The sequence below is a fragment of the Pseudobdellovibrionaceae bacterium genome (genome assembly GCA_023898385.1).
GTDB lineage: Bacteria > Bdellovibrionota > Bdellovibrionia > Bdellovibrionales > UBA1609.
In genome coordinates this window covers 2,093,574-2,112,993 of the sequence record CP060220.1, presented here as the reverse complement: position 1 = coordinate 2,112,993, position 19,420 = coordinate 2,093,574, and the positions used below count along the sequence as shown (strand labels likewise).

At 46.7% G+C, this 19,420-nt stretch carries 23 protein-coding genes; 20 read left to right on the top strand and 3 right to left on the bottom strand.

The window, feature by feature from the left end; translation table 11 throughout:
- Positions 1-103 precede the first annotated feature (103 nt).
- The 11 genes from H6626_09485 (at position 104) to H6626_09435 (ending at position 10,677) form a co-directional block, all read left to right on the top strand.
- Positions 104-1,621, top strand: a complete 1,518-nt coding sequence (locus tag H6626_09485; GenBank protein ID USN46447.1) for a glycosyltransferase family 9 protein — start codon at positions 104-106, stop codon at positions 1,619-1,621.
- Positions 1,596-2,216, top strand: coding sequence for a hypothetical protein (locus H6626_09480; protein ID USN46446.1), 621 nt, complete (start codon positions 1,596-1,598; stop codon positions 2,214-2,216). The genes H6626_09485 and H6626_09480 overlap by 26 nt, the downstream gene beginning before the upstream one ends.
- 54 nt (positions 2,217-2,270) lie before the next feature.
- The gene (locus tag H6626_09475) at positions 2,271-4,322 is read left to right on the top strand and encodes a hypothetical protein (protein ID USN46445.1); all 2,052 of its coding nucleotides are present in this window, start codon (positions 2,271-2,273) and stop codon (positions 4,320-4,322) included.
- Positions 4,323-4,341: 19 nt separating this feature from the next.
- The gene (locus H6626_09470; protein USN46444.1) at positions 4,342-4,719 is read left to right on the top strand and encodes a response regulator; all 378 of its coding nucleotides are present in this window, start codon (positions 4,342-4,344) and stop codon (positions 4,717-4,719) included.
- Entirely contained in the window at positions 4,691-5,224 is a 534-nt protein-coding gene (locus tag H6626_09465) for a PilZ domain-containing protein (GenBank protein ID USN46443.1), read from the top strand. Before H6626_09470 ends, H6626_09465 begins: the two co-directional genes overlap by 29 nt.
- Before the next feature lie 8 nt (positions 5,225-5,232).
- Positions 5,233-5,787 (top strand): 16S rRNA (guanine(966)-N(2))-methyltransferase RsmD, encoded by a 555-nt coding sequence (rsmD, locus tag H6626_09460; protein USN46442.1) that lies wholly within the window; start codon positions 5,233-5,235, stop codon positions 5,785-5,787.
- On the top strand, positions 5,784-6,275 hold the full coding sequence (gene coaD / locus H6626_09455; GenBank protein USN46441.1) for a pantetheine-phosphate adenylyltransferase: 492 nt from the start codon (positions 5,784-5,786) through the stop codon (positions 6,273-6,275). Before rsmD ends, coaD begins: the two co-directional genes overlap by 4 nt.
- A 4-nt stretch (positions 6,276-6,279) precedes the next feature.
- The gene (locus H6626_09450) at positions 6,280-7,479 is read left to right on the top strand and encodes a pyridoxal phosphate-dependent aminotransferase (GenBank protein USN46440.1); all 1,200 of its coding nucleotides are present in this window, start codon (positions 6,280-6,282) and stop codon (positions 7,477-7,479) included.
- A gap of 396 nt (positions 7,480-7,875) precedes the next feature.
- Positions 7,876-8,988, top strand: coding sequence for a DUF2802 domain-containing protein (locus tag H6626_09445; GenBank protein USN46439.1), 1,113 nt, complete (start codon positions 7,876-7,878; stop codon positions 8,986-8,988).
- Positions 8,989-8,992: 4 nt separating this feature from the next.
- Positions 8,993-9,211, top strand: coding sequence for a hypothetical protein (locus tag H6626_09440; protein ID USN46438.1), 219 nt, complete (start codon positions 8,993-8,995; stop codon positions 9,209-9,211).
- A gap of 206 nt (positions 9,212-9,417) precedes the next feature.
- Positions 9,418-10,677, top strand: coding sequence for a cystathionine gamma-synthase family protein (locus H6626_09435; GenBank protein ID USN46437.1), 1,260 nt, complete (start codon positions 9,418-9,420; stop codon positions 10,675-10,677).
- 102 nt (positions 10,678-10,779) lie between these two features.
- Here the strand turns inward: H6626_09435 and H6626_09430 are convergent, their stop codons facing one another.
- Positions 10,780-11,277, bottom strand: coding sequence for a hypothetical protein (locus tag H6626_09430; GenBank protein ID USN46436.1), 498 nt, complete (start codon positions 11,275-11,277; stop codon positions 10,780-10,782).
- 104 nt (positions 11,278-11,381) lie between these two features.
- A complete protein-coding gene (locus H6626_09425; protein ID USN46435.1) occupies positions 11,382-11,765 on the bottom strand; it encodes a single-stranded DNA-binding protein in 384 nt (127 codons plus the stop codon).
- A 217-nt stretch (positions 11,766-11,982) separates the two neighbouring features.
- Here H6626_09425 and pal point away from each other — a divergent pair, with 217 nt between their 5' ends.
- From pal to H6626_09390, 7 genes are read left to right on the top strand one after another with little or no spacing between them, the layout of a single operon-like run.
- Positions 11,983-12,480, top strand: coding sequence for a peptidoglycan-associated lipoprotein Pal (gene pal, locus H6626_09420; protein USN46434.1), 498 nt, complete (start codon positions 11,983-11,985; stop codon positions 12,478-12,480).
- A 22-nt stretch (positions 12,481-12,502) separates the two neighbouring features.
- The gene (locus H6626_09415; protein USN46433.1) at positions 12,503-12,814 is read left to right on the top strand and encodes a DUF4398 domain-containing protein; all 312 of its coding nucleotides are present in this window, start codon (positions 12,503-12,505) and stop codon (positions 12,812-12,814) included.
- Positions 12,811-13,491 carry a tetratricopeptide repeat protein gene (locus tag H6626_09410; protein USN46432.1) on the top strand — a complete coding sequence of 227 codons (681 nt, stop codon included), beginning with the start codon at positions 12,811-12,813 and terminating at the stop codon, positions 13,489-13,491. Before H6626_09415 ends, H6626_09410 begins: the two co-directional genes overlap by 4 nt.
- Entirely contained in the window at positions 13,488-14,537 is a 1,050-nt protein-coding gene (gene tsaD, locus H6626_09405) for a tRNA (adenosine(37)-N6)-threonylcarbamoyltransferase complex transferase subunit TsaD (GenBank protein ID USN46431.1), read from the top strand. Before H6626_09410 ends, tsaD begins: the two co-directional genes overlap by 4 nt.
- A gap of 11 nt (positions 14,538-14,548) precedes the next feature.
- Complete coding sequence (rsmA, locus tag H6626_09400) at positions 14,549-15,370, top strand: ribosomal RNA small subunit methyltransferase A (protein USN46430.1); 822 nt, start codon at positions 14,549-14,551, stop codon at positions 15,368-15,370.
- 15 nt (positions 15,371-15,385) lie between these two features.
- Positions 15,386-15,832, top strand: coding sequence for an SsrA-binding protein SmpB (gene smpB / locus H6626_09395; protein ID USN48992.1), 447 nt, complete (start codon positions 15,386-15,388; stop codon positions 15,830-15,832).
- A 12-nt stretch (positions 15,833-15,844) separates the two neighbouring features.
- Positions 15,845-17,554, top strand: a complete 1,710-nt coding sequence (locus H6626_09390; protein USN46429.1) for a Na+/H+ antiporter NhaC family protein — start codon at positions 15,845-15,847, stop codon at positions 17,552-17,554.
- Here the strand turns inward: H6626_09390 and H6626_09385 are convergent.
- Positions 17,498-18,133: a hypothetical protein gene (locus tag H6626_09385; GenBank protein USN46428.1), complete on the bottom strand. Its 636-nt coding sequence runs from the start codon at positions 18,131-18,133 to the stop codon at positions 17,498-17,500. The genes H6626_09390 and H6626_09385 overlap by 57 nt on opposite strands.
- A gap of 54 nt (positions 18,134-18,187) precedes the next feature.
- Between H6626_09385 and H6626_09380 the strand changes: the two genes are divergently transcribed.
- Positions 18,188-18,973, top strand: coding sequence for a hypothetical protein (locus H6626_09380; GenBank protein USN46427.1), 786 nt, complete (start codon positions 18,188-18,190; stop codon positions 18,971-18,973).
- Entirely contained in the window at positions 18,966-19,406 is a 441-nt protein-coding gene (locus H6626_09375; GenBank protein USN46426.1) for a tellurite resistance TerB family protein, read from the top strand. The genes H6626_09380 and H6626_09375 overlap by 8 nt, the downstream gene beginning before the upstream one ends.
- Positions 19,407-19,420: the final 14 nt, after the last annotated feature.

The window sequence follows — 19,420 nt, the reverse complement described above, 5'->3', positions numbered from 1 at the left end:
AAATTAGAGAAAACTTCAGAGAGCATAGTGAAGTCCAGAGGGTATACTCGTGAGGTTGAGCGGTTAAGGATTTTAACTGAGCTCATCAAGGAGCAACTAGCAAATGAAAATACTCGTTCTGCAGCTCGCCAGGTACGGTGATCTCCTTCAGACAGTACCTACACTCAATGCATTAAGGCGAGTTTACCCATCGGCAACGATTGATCTGTTGGCAAGGGGCCGATATGCGCCGATTGTGAAGAATCTGGCCGCAGTAGATAACCTCATTGAATTTGACTCTAGAGAAATTCTTGAACCTATAGTCAACGACGCCCAGGCGCTGTCGAAAGCTTTGGATGCTGTTGAAAGTTTCACAGACGGATTGGCTGATTGCCAATACGACCAAATTATAAATTTGTCTTTCTCTCCGCTGTCGAGCTATCTCGTCTCTGCCATAGCCCATAAGAATACAAAGGTGTGCGGCTACACGCGCCATTCAGATGGCTTCTTGGCAATTCCCGATGATACGAGTGCCTACTTTTACGCCCAAGTGGGAGTTGATAAGTTCAACCGACTGCACCTCACTGATATTTTCGCTGCTGTCAGTGGCGTAGAGTTGGTCGAGTCTGATTTTGTCTTTAAATCTAAATTGAGCAAAGACTCCGCTTTTAAAGAATTATCTATCGCAGGAGAGTTGGGTAAAACCCCTTATGTGGTGCTTCATCCCGGTGCGAGTCAAATCCATAAAACGCTTGACCCTTTTAAGTGGCGTCAAGTGGTGCGGCACTTACTCTCACAATACAAGGGCGCTATCGTAATCCTCGGGTCAGAGAACGAAGAGCCGTTAGGAGAGGCTATTTTAGATGGACTTTCTCATGCTCAAGTGGTCAACGGCATCGGCAAAACAGATTTTGAAGATCTTTTTGCCGTGGTTAGGGGAGCTGAGGCGGTGGTTGGCGGCGACAGCATGATGATGCACGTGGCGAGTCTCGAAGGTGTACCCTGTCTCAACCTGTCGTTTTCATCAGTGAATTTTTGGGAAACCGGTCCGCGATCATTGAACAGCCGTGTTATATATTCGCAAAACAACGAGGATGTTAGCCCAGATGCCGTTGTTCGAGAATTGATGGCCCTTTTGAATAACACGACTTCAGGAATGCCTGTTTATTGTCGAGCGCCAGGCGGCATTGTTTCTTACCAGGCACAGGGTGAGGCTGTGGAGGAAGCCCAGCTGCAGTGGGACCTCATACAAGCGATCTATCTGGGTGCAGAGTTTCCAATGATTCACAACGAGCTTGTGGCCGAAGGGCTATATCGTTTAGCCGAGGTGGCGCAAGTGGGTCTCATACAGATTAACGATATGAAAAATCCAAAAACTCGCCAAACCGCGATGTCGATGTTTTCCCAACTTGATTTACTTCTACAGGGAATAGAAAAAATGGTGCCATCGCTGCAGCCCCTTATTTCTTGGTTTCAAACGGAGCGGTTACGTATTGGTCCCGGAAGCTTCGATCAAGTTATAAAAGCCACAGAGAAATGTTTTAATGATTTACTATCGGTATTATCGCTATATTTGGGGCCAAATCCCGGCGCCCAACAGATAGAGGAGGAGTATCATGGAAACCACATGGACGCAAAGTGAAGTGCGAGAAACCTTTCCCGGCTGTGAAAGTCTGCAGGACGTGATCATTGCGGCAGAGCAGAGACTTTCAACAAAAGGTGAGGTGGTCTGCGAGGTCTATGTCAATAACATGTTACTGTCGGAAAGCGATGAACAACGGTTGTCGGGCGCACGCGTGGAGGAAATTGAGTCGATAAAAATTTGTTCCCGCCGCACAGAAGAACTGGTGGCCGAAACGGTGGGCTCAATCATAAGCTGGATACCTCAAATCAAAGACACGGCATTGACCACGGCCGACCTCTTTCGAGGTCAAGACATTCCTGGGGCGCAGCGGTTATTTGCCGATACCATTAGTGCCTGCCAATGGTTAACCGAGGCCTTTTCACTGTTAAAAAGTCATTTGCGCCCAGAGACAGATGAGAACTTTAGCCAAGAGTGGGAGACCACTGTGTCTGGGTATGGCGATACGATTAGTCACCTCATGGCAGCCTACGAAGTGGGTGACTATGTATTAGCAAGTGACGTCATGGAATATGATTTGACTGAGGCCCTCGATAAATGGCTTGAATTTATTCGTGAAAAGAGTGCTATAATCTATCAACAAAAGCAGAAATAACAGGCAGCGTTCAGGGCGCGACCTTAAAAATGCCCTAGGCCAAGAGAGCACTTAATGGAAGAGCAAATTCACCTTAAGTTCGAAATGCCAGTTCTTTGGGTGAGTGAAAGTAGCCAATCAAATTTAAGTTCCACGTTTGAACAAGAATTCAGCGAGAAGTGGCCCATACATCAAATGGGCCACGATTTGCAGGGTTCGCTCGTGGTGCCCGCCGAACAACCGGCCCTGGTTTATTTTGAAACCCATCAAACTGAAAGTGATGGCAAGTGGCTTGCGTCCTTTGTGCAAAAGTACCCAGAAACGCCTGTGGTCTTATTGCCGAGTTCCGATGATAAAGATTGGTTGGCTTCAGTTATTAATAGTGGCTCTGTCTTTAGAGTGTTGTTGAATCAATGGGATAAAGAAGTTTTTCGCAAAACTTCCGAAGAAGCTCTTAACGAGTTCGAAAGGAAAGTGAACAAGAGGTACATACTAAGTGAAGCCAGAAAACAAAATCAATATCTGGCTTCAATGACTGAACAACTAGAGCAGCAATTGGCCGACCGAACAGGCCATGTTTTAAGATCAAAACAGGAATTGGAGAGTTCAGTCAGTCAGCTAAGAGCACTTAACCGATTTGTAAAAGAGCTCTCGCAGTTAGTGGCGCCTGAAGAAATCTTGATGTTAATTCGAAAAGAAATCAAAAAGTTTCACCATGTGCAAGAGCCCCTATTGGTCTATGTTAATGCAAAGGAACAAGTTCGTGGTCTATATTTTCAGGGAATGCGGATCATCGAGAAGAACTTAAGTATTGAGGTGCCTCAGACGTCAAGATTGGTTCTTGATGACATTGAGGCCAAGAAAAAGTTGGCTAACGAATTAAGCCGCCCTTTTGCAAAAGTGGTTTCAGTGCCTCTTGTCTGGCGCAAGCCCAATGAAACATCGACAGACAGGGCCTCAAAGTTGACAGCTATTTTGTATGTTGAGCACTCGCTAGCGCCATCGGAACAAGATGAATTTGTGTCTTATATTGGCGAGAGATTGCAACCACTCAGCGTGGCGTTGGACCGAATCATGTTGGAGTATGAGTTAAAGCAGGCCTCCATTACTTGGGAACGAACGTTTGACAGTATCCAAGACCCTGTTGCCATTATGGACCTGGACTATAATTTACTGCGTTCAAATAAGGCCTTCGGAGAACCAGTGCCTCCAGCAAAATGCCATAAGGGATTTGATCAGAGCAACGAAGTCTGTGACGGCTGCCCGGTGTCAGATGTGATTGAAAGCAACCAGCCTCAAACCTCTGAGGTGCGTCGTCATGACCAAATATTTGAAGTGCACTCTTATCCCATTCGTTTAAACCATGAGCGGCACCCCACAACAGTGGTCAATTACTACGAAAACATAACACAGTCTCAAACACTGCAAAGCATGATGATACAAAATGAAAAGATGGCAGCCATAGGCCATCTTGCAGGAAACATTGCCCATGAACTGAACAACCCATTAACCGGCATCAGATCTTTGGCACAAATTCTTTTGGCCCAAGTGGATCAAGACAGAGTGGCTTACGGTGATCTTAAAGAAGTGGAAACTGCAGCAGCCCGTTGCCAGGGTATTATTCGAAACCTGTTGGAGTTTTCAAAAAGTGGAAGTGCTGCTCGCACAAGGGTTTCTCTTAACGATGTTGTAAGAAAGACACTGCCGCTTTTGAAAACGGCAATGCGGGGATACAATATTGAAGTCACTTTGACCGATGAGGCCAACGATATTCAAGTTGAGCCTCAGATGCTGCAGCAGGTGGTGTTTAATTTGGTTACCAACGCGTGCCAGGCTATGGGAGATCAGGGAACCATCGGAGTCAAAACAATCGTCGGTAAGCATGCCGAAGGGGACTGGGTGGAGTTGGCTGTCAGTGATACCGGAAAGGGCATTCCCGACGACATAAAAGATCGGATATTTGATTCGTTTTTTACGACAAAGCAAGAAGGTGAGGGAACGGGGCTGGGGCTTGCCATAAGTCGCAGTGTGGTAGAAAAGTTTGGTGGCCAAATCAGGGTATCCAGTGAACTCGGTAAGGGATCTGTTTTTTACGTCCGCCTTCCACTTGACCACCTGAAAAGCTGAGCCCTATCCTTAATAAAGCATGAAGGTACTTATAATTGATGATGAGCCGCTAGTTAGGCTGACTTTAGAAAGGGTGGCCCGATCGCGGGGGCACACAGTGTCGCTGGCTGAAGAGGGGCTTTCAGGCTTAGAGAAGTGGATCAACGAGAGTCCAGACTTGGTGTTTTTAGACGTGTTGATGCCTGGGCTGAATGGCCCACAGGTATTAAAAGAGTTAGGCGACAAAAAAACCGGAAAAGTGGTTTTGATTTCAGCCTACACGGGAAAATACGATGTGGAAAAGGCAAGGTCTATTGGCGCCGATCTATTCATCTCGAAGCCTTTTGATGATATTTTTCAAGTGATGGATCGGGCGGAGGAATTGGTTAATGATTTGGGGCAAGAAAAAGAAATCTAATGTTGTTGTGAAAAAGGTGGCGCCATATCCCATCGAGGCTGTGCTCATTGGCGATAAGGGTCCTCAGTCTGTGTCTATTCCCCATTTAGCTGTGCGTGGCTGTTTGATTAAACTGCCAGAGGCCACCTTAAGGGTGGGGCAAATTTTTGAAATCCGATTTCGAATTCCCGTATTCAACTTGGAAATCGTCGAGGCGGTAAAAGTTGTGAAAGTCTACATCCGTTACTCCGGAGGTGCCAAATCAGGGAATTTTGACCCCCTTACGGCTAATATGTCAGAGGAACCAGCGGAAACGGAAGCCGAGACTGACAGCCAGGGTCGTTCATCGTCAACGGCCCAAGCTCCACAACCGGGCCCAGAGGATGGGGATCAATCAGAAGATGAAAATGATACAGTAGAGGCGCCAGTTGGCGGTGATCATATGGCTGAGTTGCACTTCGTGAGCCTTCTTCCTGAGAACAAAAGAAAAATACAAGCTTTCCTTGTGCGCATTGGCCAGCTATAACGGCTTTCATGCGTATCATATCTGGCAAATACCGAGGCCGCAGGCTATCTGCATTCAATGCCCCCCATATTAGACCGACCACCGACCGGGTGAAGGAGACGATGTTTAACAAGTTAATGGGGCAGGTGGAAGGCGCCCGGGTGCTTGATTTATTTGCTGGCACCGGCAATTTGGGAATAGAGTCTCTATCTCGTGGGGCCAACTGGGTGGAGTTTGTAGAGTCAAATCGAAAGTCACTAGAGATCTTGAAAAAAAACCTCGAACTTCTAAAGGTAGAATCAGGATATAAAATCACTCAAAAAGATGTCTTTTTGTATCTTAAAAAATTTTCAGGCGATGCTTTTGATCTGGTGTTGGTGGATCCCCCATTTACAGAAAAGTGGGCTCATGACGTGATGATGGCCATTTCAATGAGCCAGGTGATTCACGACGGGTCTGTAGTGGTGATTGAGTCGAGTCGACACGAACGTATCGATGATAATTATGAAAACTTGAAACTACTAGACAGAAGAAATTTTGGTGATAAGGATATGTCATTCTTTAGCAAGGATTCTAGCAAGTGAAAATCGGGATTTACCCAGGCAGTTTTGATCCAATCACATTAGGCCATGTAGACATCGTTAGGCGCTTGGCGCCGCTTTTTGATCGATTGATTGTGTTGGTGGCCAACGCCGAAAATAAGAATTACGTGTTTGATGCCAGTGAACGAAGTAGGTTGGTGAGTGAATCATTAAAAGACTCAGCGCCCAACGTAGAAGTTGAAGAATTTGATGGGTTAACCATTGATTTTGCAAAGCAGGTGGGCGCCACAGTGATCATACGAGGTATTCGTGGTGTGGGTGATATGGAAAATGAAATGGCCATGGCCCACGTGAATAAAAAATTAGATGCAGATATAGAAACTTTAATTGTGCTGGCGGCACCGGAGTTTAGTTTTATTTCTTCGAGATTGGTCAAAGAAGTGGCTTTGCATGGAGGTGATCTTTCTGGACTATTGCCGCCCGGTGTGGATCAAGCGCTACGCGAACAGATGAACACTAAGGGAGTTTGAACGAATGATTAAATTATCGCAACGGGTATCAGAATTAAAACCTTCACCCACCCTGGCCCTAGCTGCAAAAGCTAAAGAGCTAAAGGCCCAAGGGAACGATGTTATTTCCCTATCTGTAGGTGAGCCCGACTGGGACACTTTTGATTCCGTGAAGAAAGCGGCAAAGCAGGCCATTGACGATGGTATCACCAAATACACACCGGCAAACGGAACGCCTGAATTGCGACAAGCCATTTGTGATCAGACAAATTCCGACTTGGGCACAAAATATGGTCCCAATGATGTGACGGTTTCCACGGGCGGAAAGTTTATTATTTTTGCAGCCCTTCAAAGTGTTGTGGATCCTGGGGATGAAGTGGTGATTCCAGCTCCGTATTGGGTGAGTTATCCTACTATGGTGGAGTTAGCAGGTGGCGTGCCCGTGATTGCGCAAACCAAAAAACAAGATCGCTTTAAACTCACGGCAGACGGTTTAAAACAAGTGCTAACAAGCAAAACCAAAGCAGTGATTCTGAATACACCAAGTAATCCTACGGGTGAAGTGTACACAGCTGAAGAGCTTGATGCCGTAGCGAAAGTGTTACGCGAACACCCCAATGTTTGTGTACTGAGCGATGATATTTACAATCGATTGGTATTTAACGAATCCGGCTTAGCTCCCCATTTGTTAAAGCAAGCGCCCGATTTATTGGATCGCACTCTTGTTATTAATGGTGTGGCCAAGACCTATTCAATGACGGGTTGGCGTGTAGGTTGGGCACTGGGCCCGCAAGAAGTGATCAAGGCCATGACGAAATATCAGAGTCAGTCAGTGAGTTGTGCGTGCTCTATTGCTCAACAAGCCGCCTTGGTGGCTATTAGAGATGGACAACCAGAAGTTCAGGCGGCACTAAAAAAGCTCAAAGAGCGTCGTGACCTGGTATATTCAAAAGTAAGCCAACTGCCCCATGTCTCCGTGGAAGCCCCTGAAGGAGCTTTCTACATTTGGCCAGATTTCTCTTACTACTTGGGCAGAGCCTGGAAAGGAAAACAGCTGGCCACATCCAGCGATTTAGCAGCAGCAATTCTTGAAGATCAAATGGTGGCCGCCGTTCCTGGAATTGAATTTGGCGAAGAAGGTTACTTAAGAATCAGTTACGCCTTGTCGCCACAGAGAATGGAAGAAGCCATAGGCAGAATCGCCCAGTTCCTGAACCAACTATAAGACCCGACCGTCCGTTTTAATTCCAATCTCGCTGTAAGTGGAGTCAACGAGCTATTAACGCAGTCAGACAAAGAGCTGTCAGTAAGAACATAGGTGTAGCCGGCGAGTTCCGCAGAGCGGGTGTTTGAAGCCGCCTGCGCCTATGTTCTTACTGACAGCTCTATGTCTGACTGCGTTAATAGCTCGTTGCCCCAAACAAAAGGTATCCCTTTCCTTTTTGCGTTGCAGATCGTCATTGGCACGGTCAAGACCCAGATTTGATGCCATTAGGCCCCTACCCACCACTTTAGTCGCGTTGCGGCTAACCCCCGGATTTATTAAACTAAAGGAGAGGTTAAGCAGATCTTACTGGCTGGTGGTGCCCGTGCGGTTTGGTCTGATACGTTGGGGGCGAAAATGTCTGCATGGATCATTATTCAAATTCTAGTGAATCTAACTTTTATCGGGGCTGTGGTTGTGATGTGGACTCGCCTTAAGCGTCCGCCTCAGGATGACCCGCGGTTGAGCCGAGGCTTGCAGCTGTTGCAAAGTAAAATTTCAGTGCTCGAGGATTTATCTGACCGTACGGAAGTGCAGGTGAAACAACTAACTACATTGCTAGAACAAAAGTGCCAACAGATTCAAAGAAAGATCGAAGAGGCTGAAGGACAGGTTCATAAAATTGAAAAGTCGATGAGTAAGAGTCTAGAGGTGGCAGAAATTTTTCAAGATAAAATACCTCATGAAGAAATCATCGAGCGGCAAAGTACGTTGAAATACATAAAAGCGGCTGAGCTGGCTCACGCCGGAGCGAGTATTGAAGAGATCATGGAGGAGGTGGATCTACCTCGTGGCGAAATTGAGTTTATAGCTAAGGTCAACCGAGACGAACTGATGTTTGATAAAGAGATGCTTCCGCAGTGGGCCAAGGCTAATGCAGAAACAGGGGACTTGGGGTTGGCTTCGACAGTAGATTTCAACCTTGAAAATAAAGAGATGATTGAGCAAGAACCTGTGGGGGGTGGCGTCCCTTCGACTGGAGTTTCGCAAGATTTTTCTACTTCATTTTCTTCTAACTCACGAGATCTCATGTCACTTGAAAATCTCGGTGAACAATTCAGGCAGGCATGTCGTGATTTTGAAGACAAGCAAAAGCAATTGGACGACGAAGAGATGCGAATCAAGCGAGGCGCAACTCAGGCAGTGCAAACTGCTCAAAAAATCACATCTAAAATTGTCGACTCAGCAGAATCTTTAATTCAGGATGTGCGATCCATGAGTGCTCCGGCAAGTCATGATGATATACCTGTGATCGATTTAGACCGACCCACTCGCACGGACACACAAATCAAAGTGGCGGCACAAGTGCAAATGGAGTTTACACCTAATCCTGCCCCTGCCAGACCTGAGGCGGCGAAAAAACAAACAGTGTCAGCGGCCACAACAAACAGTGCAGGCAGCGGACAGGCTGAGAAAATTGTCCGTCGGGTGACGTTTCCTCGAATCGATATGAAAGAAACCCTCAGGTAGAATCATGAAATTCACCATTCCCAAGTTAAAAGTGGGAGACGTCGTTAACGCTGATGTGGTGGAGGCTTTAGGCAGTGATACTCTTATTGTAAGCTTCAACGGAGACCTAGTCCGAGTGGCCAACGAAAGCCCAAGGCATTTTGAGAAAGGCCACCGCATTCCCTTGCAGGTGGCGACAACTCGACCACTGAGCTTTAAACTATTTCGAGGGCGTGTGGCTTAGAAGAAAGCCATCAAATGATTGTGTTTCTCAACTTAGCTTTTTAGGCCAGTCAGGGCTGAATGGCTAGCAAGTCCTTTTCTTGCATTTCCTCAAAAGCCTCTGCAACGAAGGGTATTTCTGAAGAGGCAGGGCCCGCTAATGTAATTGATGCCTACTGGTATTTGCGATAGGTTGGTTCATCCGCGATTGATTCAAAGGGAGGTTTTGTGAAAAAGACTGATGAGTCCGGCCACGAGTATAATCCTGAAACTTTGGCCTTGGGATATGGGTATGATCCCGCTCGTTCCGAAGGTTCAGTTAAGCCGCCCGTGTTCCTAACCTCCACCTTTCAGTTTAAATCGAGCAAAGAAGGAAAGAGATTTTTTGAGCTAGCCTATGGCTTAGACCAAAACCAACAAAATGAAGAAATGGGACTGATTTATAGTCGCATAAATAACCCTAATCTTCAGATCTTTGAGGAACGAATTGCAGCCTGGGATCAAACCGAGAAAGGAGCGGTTTTTGCTTCTGGTATGGCCGCGATAGCGACCACTATTTTGAGCCTTTTAAAACCAGGGGATTATATAATTTCAAGTGCTCCTGTTTATGGAGGCACCCATTTTTTGTTTAAACACATTTTGCCAAAATTTAATATTAACACAATTCAAGTTCTGGGCGGGGACGAAACGCCGCAACTCATGAAACAAGCCGCTGAAAAGCTAGGTCCTGGCAAAGTTAAGATGCTCTATATTGAAACGCCGGCTAATCCATCAAATGCCTTAATTGATATTGCAAAAGTCAGTGAGCTCGCATCCCAACTTGGCAAAGGGCAGGATAAAGTACTTACCGTGGTCGACAATACGTTTCTGGGGCCGGTATTTCAAAGACCCGCCCATTTCGGTGCGGATCTCATTCTTTATTCGGCAACCAAATTTATTGGCGGTCACAGTGATTTGGTTGCCGGAGTGGTCACAGGATCGAAAAGTTTAGTGGATCAGATCATGACCTACCGAACCATCCTAGGCACTATGGCTAACCCATTTACGGGGTGGCTTTTGTTGCGGTCCCTTGAAACTTTGTCTGTTCGCATGCGGAGGCAGGCAAAAAATAGTCAGAAACTCTGTGAGTTACTAATTAATCACCCTAAGGTCGCAAAGGTCTACTACCCTTCACTTCACGAAGTTGGAAGCGAACAACACCGAATTTACAAGCAACAATGTACGGGCTCAGGCTCTTTGATTTCCTTCGACGTCAAGGGCGATGAGAACGAAGCCTTTCGCGTACTAGACGCATTTAAGATCGCGCGACTTGCAGTCAGCCTGGGAGGAACTGAAAGTCTTGTGGAGCATCCTATGTCAATGACCCACGCCGATGTTGCTAAAGAAGACCTCATTCGCTTTGGGGTGAGTCCGTCGATGATCCGCATGTCTGTGGGCCTCGAACACATTTCAGATCTTAAGAGGGACTTGCTCCAGGCCCTCGGATAGGCAAATGGGTACTAGGTCCTAAACCTGTTTGCGCGATAGAGTACCATGGCGTTGCATTTTGTGTTGACGCCCTGTGACCAGGTTTAGGACCTGGTACCCAAACTACTTGGCGCTCTCTCGAATAAATCGAGAAGTGTAAAAGCGAACGAGGTAATCTAAATTGATAGGTTGGTCTTGGTAGGTCCACTGCAGCTCGCCGAAGGGTCCCCATTTCGCAATCAACAAATCCAAGCGTCCGGTTGTTTCTTCAGCAGCATTTTGCCCGGGCACAAAACTGTTGGTCATTTGGCTGTCATAAATCTTAATTTGGCCTGGCTGAGTCATAGAAAAAATCAGCTTAAATCCATTTCGAAACAACATGAAGTCTGCCCGAGTCTTGGAGATACCGTATATTTTTACGTTACCAAGAGTGGAGCCCTTGAGTTGATTGAACGCCGCGGCCGATTCCACAAAAGAGGTTTTCAGGTCCTGCAAAAACTCAATGGTTTCTTCCTCAAGCATATTTAAGGTGTCAAATCCGGCAGACATATCCACCATGCCAGATTCTTCCATCTGCTGTTCGGCGAGAACCAATTCTTTTATCCAAGACAGTTTGTCCATGTTTGCCCCTTTTGCAGAACGCCCCATCCCCATTCCGTTTAGATGTGGATGCGCCACATCATAATGATGTGGCTCCGGTCATTAAAAGTCAACATTTGTGGACATCAGCCCTCAACAATTGCAGCCGGGTCATTATTTGAATCGGGCGCTGCTACAGGTCTTCCCGGCAAAAACCGAACTTGTGTGGCGTGGATCGCCACCTGATGAGTTTTGCCGCCTTCTTCGAGGGCTTTATCAAAATAGGTGAGATATCCCTCAACCAAAACCGGATGCCCTTTATCAAGATATTGAGCGCAGGAGTCGCTTTGCGGTCCCCACACGGTCACATGGTGCCAGTCGGTATGGGTTTGTTTCTGGCCTTTGTCGTCTCGATAATGCCGGTTAGTCGCTATACTGAGTAGCGTATATGGGCGTCCATTTTTCGACAAACTCCGCTTGGGCGCGGATCCCAGGCGACCCATTAAAAACACGCGATTAAGACCATTCATAAAAATCCTCCTATGGAATGCCGGCCTTTCACACTTAAAAAACCGATTTCAGCGAGTGGTTGCAAATGCAGGCCAAGTTTGCAGGGGCATCTTGTGACCAGTACATGTCCGGCGGGTCCGAAATATGACCGCTGCTTAGCGGCAAACGGTCAGGAGTAAAATTTGACATTTATGATCAATTTTTTGAAACTACGAAAGTCGTTAAAGGAGAAGAAATATGACCCGCTTACTTAGTATTGCATTAGTTACGACTTCATTAATCTTTGCCGCAGGTTGCGGTAGCAAAAAGAAAAAAGGTGATCAGGCCGGTACGCCAGAGGGTCAAATCTCTACGCAACCGCTGAACTTCGATCCGATGGGAAGCGATAGCGGTAATATCGTTGGTCTCAAAACCATCAACTTTGACTTCGATCGCGCCACGTTGACATCGGATGCCCGTCGTCTTCTTGGAGAAAATGCCGATTGGATTCGCCAAAACGCGAATGTCACTGTGCAAGTGGAAGGGCATTGCGACAAAAGAGGTTCTGTTGAATACAACCTGGCTTTGGGTGAGCGTCGAGCACAAGCTGTGAAAAACTACCTTGTTAGCTTGGGCATTCCCAGTAAGCAGCTGACAGTGATCAGCTACGGAAAAGAAAAGCCAGTGGCTTTGGGTGATAGCGAGGCCGATTATGCAAGTAATCGTCGAGCTAACTTCGTACCACTCCCACAATAAACTCCAATTGCTGTAAAATGCGATGAAACTGGCCCCTATACTCACACTCACTAGCCTCATAATAGCTGTTGGTGGGTGTGCTGGGGCCCCGCCCATTCACGATTACACTTTGGCTCGAGCAGCCATTTTGCAGGCACAAAAATCAGGTGCCGCCTCTTACGCTCCAGGTTATTGGTATAAGGCTGATGAATATTATCGTAAGGCTAAAGAGCAGTACGCCGAACGACAATATGATGAAGCCAAAGGTTATTTTTTTAAGGCCAGGCGCTATGCTGAGCAGGCCGAGACAAAAGCGCGCTTAAAACGCTCCGACACCAGTGAGGGGTTTGAATGATGTCCCACGTGATTTCAAAAATTCAGGTTTTTGGTATATTGCTATTAATGATTAGTACGACAGGATGTCTGGTATCTCGGGCCGAGCTGCGCCAGCAGACAGAAGGCCGAAATATGCAAACGCAACTTGAGGCCATACAAGAGTCACGAGCTTCAACGGAAGCTCGCCAGCAAGAAATTCTCAGTCAGATGCTATCCATGAACGGGCGCATCGAAGTATTAGAAAACAAATTTGAACAACTTGAAAAACATAAAGCTCAGGAGATTGAGTCTGATCAAGAAAAAAGCAAGGCCGAAGATGTGCGCCTAAAAGCCTATGCAGAGGAATTAGAAAAATTAGGAAGTCAGGTGCGTAGCCTGTCGATAGCGGTGGAGCAGGTGCAAAAGTCAGGATCAACGAAATCTGTTTCTGCGCCGGCATCGGGTGGTAGTTTTACTACGGCGGAGTCGTTGTTTACGAAAAAAAATTGGAAAGAAGCCATACTAAAATATGAAGACTACCGAAAGAAGTACCCAAAAGGCCAGAATGTGGCCGAGGCCACGTACAAAATTGGGGTTTGTTTTCAAGAGTTAGGTAAAAAAGACGAAGCTAAGCTTTTTTATCAAGAAGTGGTTGATAGTCACAAGGGCAGCCGAATGGCGAAGAAGGCCTCCTATCGATTGAAGAATTTGAAATGATAAAATTTGAAAATGTCCTGGCTGTCGAGACCAGTTGCGACGACACATCGGTGTCTATTGTTCGCAACGATGGGTTTGTGAGAGCCGTTATTAGTGCCAATCAAGACAGCGAGCACAAACCCTTTGGCGGAATTGTTCCTGAAATTGCAAGTCGCAATCACACCCTTCATCTTTTGCCTCTCATAGAGGTTTGTCTTAGTAAGGCAAACATGAATTGGTCGCAAATCGATGGGTTGGTAGTGACTTCGCGCCCCGGTTTGGTGGGCTCCCTACTCGTAGGTCTTGTGGCCGTGAAAACTTTGGCTTTGGCCAAGGGCTTGCCTTTTTTGGGCGTCAATCACCTTGAGGCCCACCTTCTAGCACCCTTTTTGCGTGATGAAGGGTATCAGCCGCCAGATGATTTTGATTATCCCTATATAGGACTTGCTGTGAGCGGCGGCCATACCCATTTGTACCATGTAACGGGTTTGGGCGAATATCGTGTTCTCGGAAAAACCATTGATGATGCTGCTGGCGAGGCCTTTGATAAGTTTGCAAAAATGGTGGGATTGGGTTTTCCGGGTGGTGTAAAAGTAGATAAGCTCTCAAAAGAGGGACGGCGTGACGCCTTTGTTTTTCCACGTCCCTTGGTAAAAGAAGACAACTTTAACTACAGTTTTTCGGGGTTAAAGACCTCGGCCCAACGTTTGATAGCGGGATGGGACGATCACAAGATCAAAGAAAACCTACATGACCTTTGTGCGAGTTATCAAGAAGCCATTGTGGACTCATTAATGGCAAAGCTCGATCGCGCTGTGGTCCAGTCGGGTTTAAAAAGGGCTGTGCTGACGGGAGGCGTGAGTGCCAACTTCCGTTTGCGCGAAGCCGCCGGGGAGTGGGCTGATAAAATGGGAGTGCAGCTTGTGGTTCCACCCCTTCGCTACTGCACAGACAATGCGGCAATGGTGGGGTATGCGGGGATTCAGCGCTTGAATAGAGGCGAAGTGTCTGCGCAAGACCTGGGGCCTTCGGCGCATGTCTATCCTGATGATTTTATCGACGAGTAATAGAAGGTAGTATGTCTCAGTCTGCGAAAATAAAAGCGCGTTTGGCTGAGATGGGTGTTTCACCTAAGCGTTCCTTGGGCCAAAACTTTCTAGTCAGCGAGTGGGCGATAAATAAAATCATTTCTTCAGCCCACCAGCTCGGGGCTGATGAGTATATCGAGGTGGGGCCCGGACTGGGTTCTCTCACTGAAGGGCTAATGGGTTTTCAAAAACCCCTGACACTTATTGAGTTGGACCGCGAGTTTTCTCAATATTGGCGCGAACAGGGGCTTAAGGTCATTGAAGAGGATGCCTTGTCCTTTTCGTGGGGGCAGTTGCCGCTGCATGGTCCCACCGCCCTGGTGAGCAATCTTCCCTACCAAATCAGTTCCAGTCTAGTGATTAAGTTGTCGGAGGGGCCACCTCAGTTGCAGCACATGGTTCTCATGTTTCAAAAAGAAGTGGCCCAAAGAATAATGTCTCCAGCCAAATCGAAAGCCTATGGCCTTTTGTCAGTCATTGCGCAGACCTATTGGCAAATAGAGCAATTGCTTGATGTGGGGCCAAAGGATTTTTTGCCGCCACCCAAGGTGGCAAGCCGCGTGTTGGTCTTTCATCGAAAGCCCGTTGAAGAAATACACTACAATCAGTTTTTGAGTTTCGTAAAAGCCTCGTTTAGCCAGCGTCGAAAGTTTCTGCTAAAAAATATCAAAGGTTTTCAAGGGATGGTGGGCGATTTGAGGCTTCAAGCGGAGGAATTCCTATTGAGTCGGGGTCTATCCCCCCAGGTTCGAGCTGAAGCCCTGTCCCCGAGTGATTTTGTCGCCCTGTACAAACACCTCTTCGTGGGCTAGACAAGGGGAGTGGGCATTAAAATTATATCTGAAAATAAAAAAGCCAGGCATGACTATGAAGTCGTTGAGACCTTCGAGGCGGGTGTTGCCCTTCAGGGCAGTGAGGTCAAATCTTTGCGCGATGGTCAGTGCAATTTAAAAGACTCCTATGTGGCGTTTGTAAAAGACGAGGCTTATTTGCAAAACGCCCACATTAGCGTTTACAAGGCCAGCAGCTATAACAATCACGATCCTGAAAGATTGCGAAAGCTACTCTTGCACCGAAATGAGCTTGATCGGTTGCAGGGGGTTATTCGCGAAAAAGGCCTTAGTTGTGTGCCACTTAAAATATATTTTAAAAAAGGTCGTGTGAAATTAGAGCTGGCATTGGTTCGTGGTAAAAAGCATGGAGACAAACGCGAGACCGCAAAACGAAAAGATGCAGATCGTGAGATTCAAAGGCGTTTAAAAAAATCGCGGTGATAGAAGGGGTAAATGGGAGAGGGGAAAAATTCATTCGGCACTAAGGTGGCGGTTGCGTTACTCGTAGCATTGATTCTTTTGGCCTACGCCTCCGACACGGGAACAAGTGATGGGCGTTGGTACAGCATTTTGCCACCGCTCGTGGCTATAATACTTGCGTTTCTCACTCAAAAACTCATGTTAAGCATGGCCTCTGCCGTGGCGCTGGGTGCTTTTTTGTCAAAGCTGCCCGGCCATACATTTGAGCCTCAGGCTTGGGGAAAGAGTGTTTTATTAACGGGCCAATTGATGTTTGGGGCCCTCACGGATACGACCAATCTGCAAATCTTGGCATTTGTCATGTTGATCTTGGGTTTTATTTCAGTGTTGATTTCAGCCGGTGGCTTGAAGGCTTTAATTTTAAGACTTCAGCGTTATGTTCGGGGATCTCGTTCGGCTCAGGTAATGACGGCTATCATGGGGTTTCTCGTATTTATTGATGACTATGCTAACACCATGATTGTCGGGGCAACAATGAGGCCTTTGGCCGATCGCTATCATGTAAGCCGAGAGAAGTTTGCATTTTTGATCGATGCAACCAGTGCGCCCGTGGCCGGTGTGGCTATTGTCAGCACTTGGATTGGCTATGAAGTGGGCCTGTTCCAAGACCTGTCATCAAAATTAAATATGGGGCGTGACGGCTATGCCATGTTTTTTGATGCCTTGGGTTTTCGCTTTTATTGTTTTTTAATGATTGGATTTGTCATATTCAATGCCGCTTCAGGGTTTGACTTTGGTCCCATGGCAAAAGCTGAAAAAAGAGCCTCCAAAGAAGGGTTGCTTGAAGCTCCCGGGGCTCAACCAATGACGTCTAAAAGTTTTAGGATGAACGAAGAAGATCCCGGTGTTCGATTGTCACTGTTGACCGCGGCCATTCCTATTTTTGTTTTATTGGCAATGGTTTTTGCTGGTCTATGGATAGATGGTGGGGGTCTTGAAAGGGGATGGTTTGCGTGGCTGAGTGTTTCTAATTGGTGGCAAGTCATATCCTCTGCAAAAAATGGAATTTTAATTTTGGCCATTTCGGCTTTTGCGGGTTGGATAGTCGCTATAAACGTGGCTGTGCTCTGGGCAAAATTGCCACCGTTAAACACATTAAAAGCATCACTCATGGGATTTAAAGGTTCTCTATTGCCCATTGTTATTTTGGTTTTGGCATGGTCCCTTAAAGGGGTTTGTGATGAGTTGCACACGGGGCCATTTATTGTCAGCATGGTGGGTGACAGTGTACCGCCCGTGTTGTTTCCGGCCATCGTTTTTGTAGTCGCAAGTTTTACGGCCTTTGCCACGGGCACAAGTTGGGGGACAATGGCCATTTTGCTGCCCACATTGACCCCGGTGGCCCATGCACTTGATGGGGGTGCCTATGGGATGTTGACCCCTGTGGTGTTGGCTGCCGTGTTGGATGGCGCCATCTTGGGTGATCACTGTTCACCCATTTCAGATACCACAATCATGAGCTCCATTGCAGCGTCATGCGATCATTTGCATCACGTGCAAACGCAAATGCCCTACAGTGTGCTTGTGGGTTTCTTGGCCGTTGTTTGCGGATATATACCAGCGGCCTTGGGCGTATCGGGATGGCTGGGAATAGCATTTGGTCTAGTGGTATTGGCAAGCATTTTTCTAGCTGGCACGTTTAGAGAACGAGTTAAGAGGTCTCGCGCTTTGAGTGCGACCTAGCTGCAGTTGCTTTTCGTGGATCATTTTTTGCCACAAGTAGTAAGATTCACGGTCGTCTCGATTGATATTGAGTTTTTCAAGTCTCGAGAGGTCGTTTTCGAGATTCTTTCGAAACGATTTGTAGAAGTAGTTGTATTCTTCAATGAGTTCGTGAAATTCGTCTTTGTCGCGGATTTTAATTTCTTGGTTAAACCATTTTCCTCGGCTCAGCTGTTTCAGGTGATTTTTCACAATCTGAATGGGCCCGATCATTCTGGCAGTGAGTTTAAATCCAAAAATAGTGAAGAAAACAACAAGGCCTACAAACATCGAAAACAGCAGCGAGTTAAGCCAAATCTGTTCTTTTTCTAAATGACCTAGGATATTTGGCGCATAGTCATAGGCGAGCCGGATAAAAACATCATAATTTTCGTTGATAAAATAACTGATCGGGATCATCGAAATGACCATGCCTAAGGTGGCCGCAAGGCTTAAATAGGCTGTGTAGCGAATCTGAAAGGACCGGTGGATGAACCGAGTTTGGTGGTTCAAGTACGAGGGGGTTCGACTCTGAGATGCCGTATAGCGCTTTATCCACATAGTAATATCTTATAATGCGTTGAGTTTTGTCAGAAGCTCTTCTATGATCGACTTATGAACTCTCATCAAAAGTCAGACGGCAATAATTTCCGCCTTCCCCTTTTGTCGCTAGCCACCGGTCTGGTGGGACTCGCGATAATGGTCAATTGTACGGTGGTACACCACCGCGAGGCAGAGCAGGCCTCGAGCGGCAGCATGGAAGTGTCGGTTCAAGGGGATCAACAAAAAATAGAAGAATTGCGACAGAGTATCCCTGAAGATAAACGGCAAGATAATGATCAACTTAAGCTGATACTCAGTGACATGGGCGAGGTGAAGGTTCACCCATCCACAGTGCGCGAACGGTTTAATCGCGAAGTTCGTAAGCGTCAGGATAAGTTTAATAAAGAAATAAGAAAAGAACGTGAAAAGTTTAACAACGAAGAAAAGAAATCTCGTGAGAAAAAACTAGACGACCTTAAAGAAGCGCGTGAAGGGCAGCGTCGGTATAAATCCACAAGAGAAGAAACAAAAGAATTTTACGATGAACAGCAGGCGGATCGAAAAGAGTTTTTTGACGAACAAAGAGACCGTCGCAAAGATTTTGAATCCAACTTGCGAGAACGAGAAAAGGATTTTTCCTCATGGCTTCGAGAAACCCGCCGTGATTTCGATCAGGCCTGGCGTGATTACAACAAACGCTATCAAGAAATGGAAAAAGAAAAACGGCAGAAAAAAGAAGAGTCCCGCCGGGGCGCGAAAGCTTCAGCGGCAGCAGCGACCAGCTCTACGGACATGAGTTCATTTGATAAACTAAATCAAGTACCCAGCGAGCGCATAGGGGCTGGCGAGGATGAATAAGGAGTGGGCAGTGGACGTCACAGTGACTAAAGGGTTGATAGTTGCATATAAAGTGAAAGCCGATGAACAACTTGCGAATGCTTTAGCCGCGTCATTTATTTTAGTGGCCATGGCCGATAGCCAATTGGATATGCGAGAGGTCACTCGATTTTATGAAACGTTAAAAGGAAAAGGCCCACTCAATGAGTTGATTTCAGCAGAGTTCGAACAAGCGTTTAACAACATACATGAGCAGCTGGTAGAAAATTTTGAACTCGGCTATCAAAAAGCATCAGACGCTATTCGCGCCTATAAGGGTGATTCCGAGAAGAGTGAATTAATAATTAAATTAGCACAAGCCGCCGCCGTGGCCGATGAAAAGCTAAAAGACATAGAAAACAAAGCCATAGCCAAAATTTGCGAAATGCTAGGCCTCGATCCGAAGAAATACTAGAGGTATCAACTTCC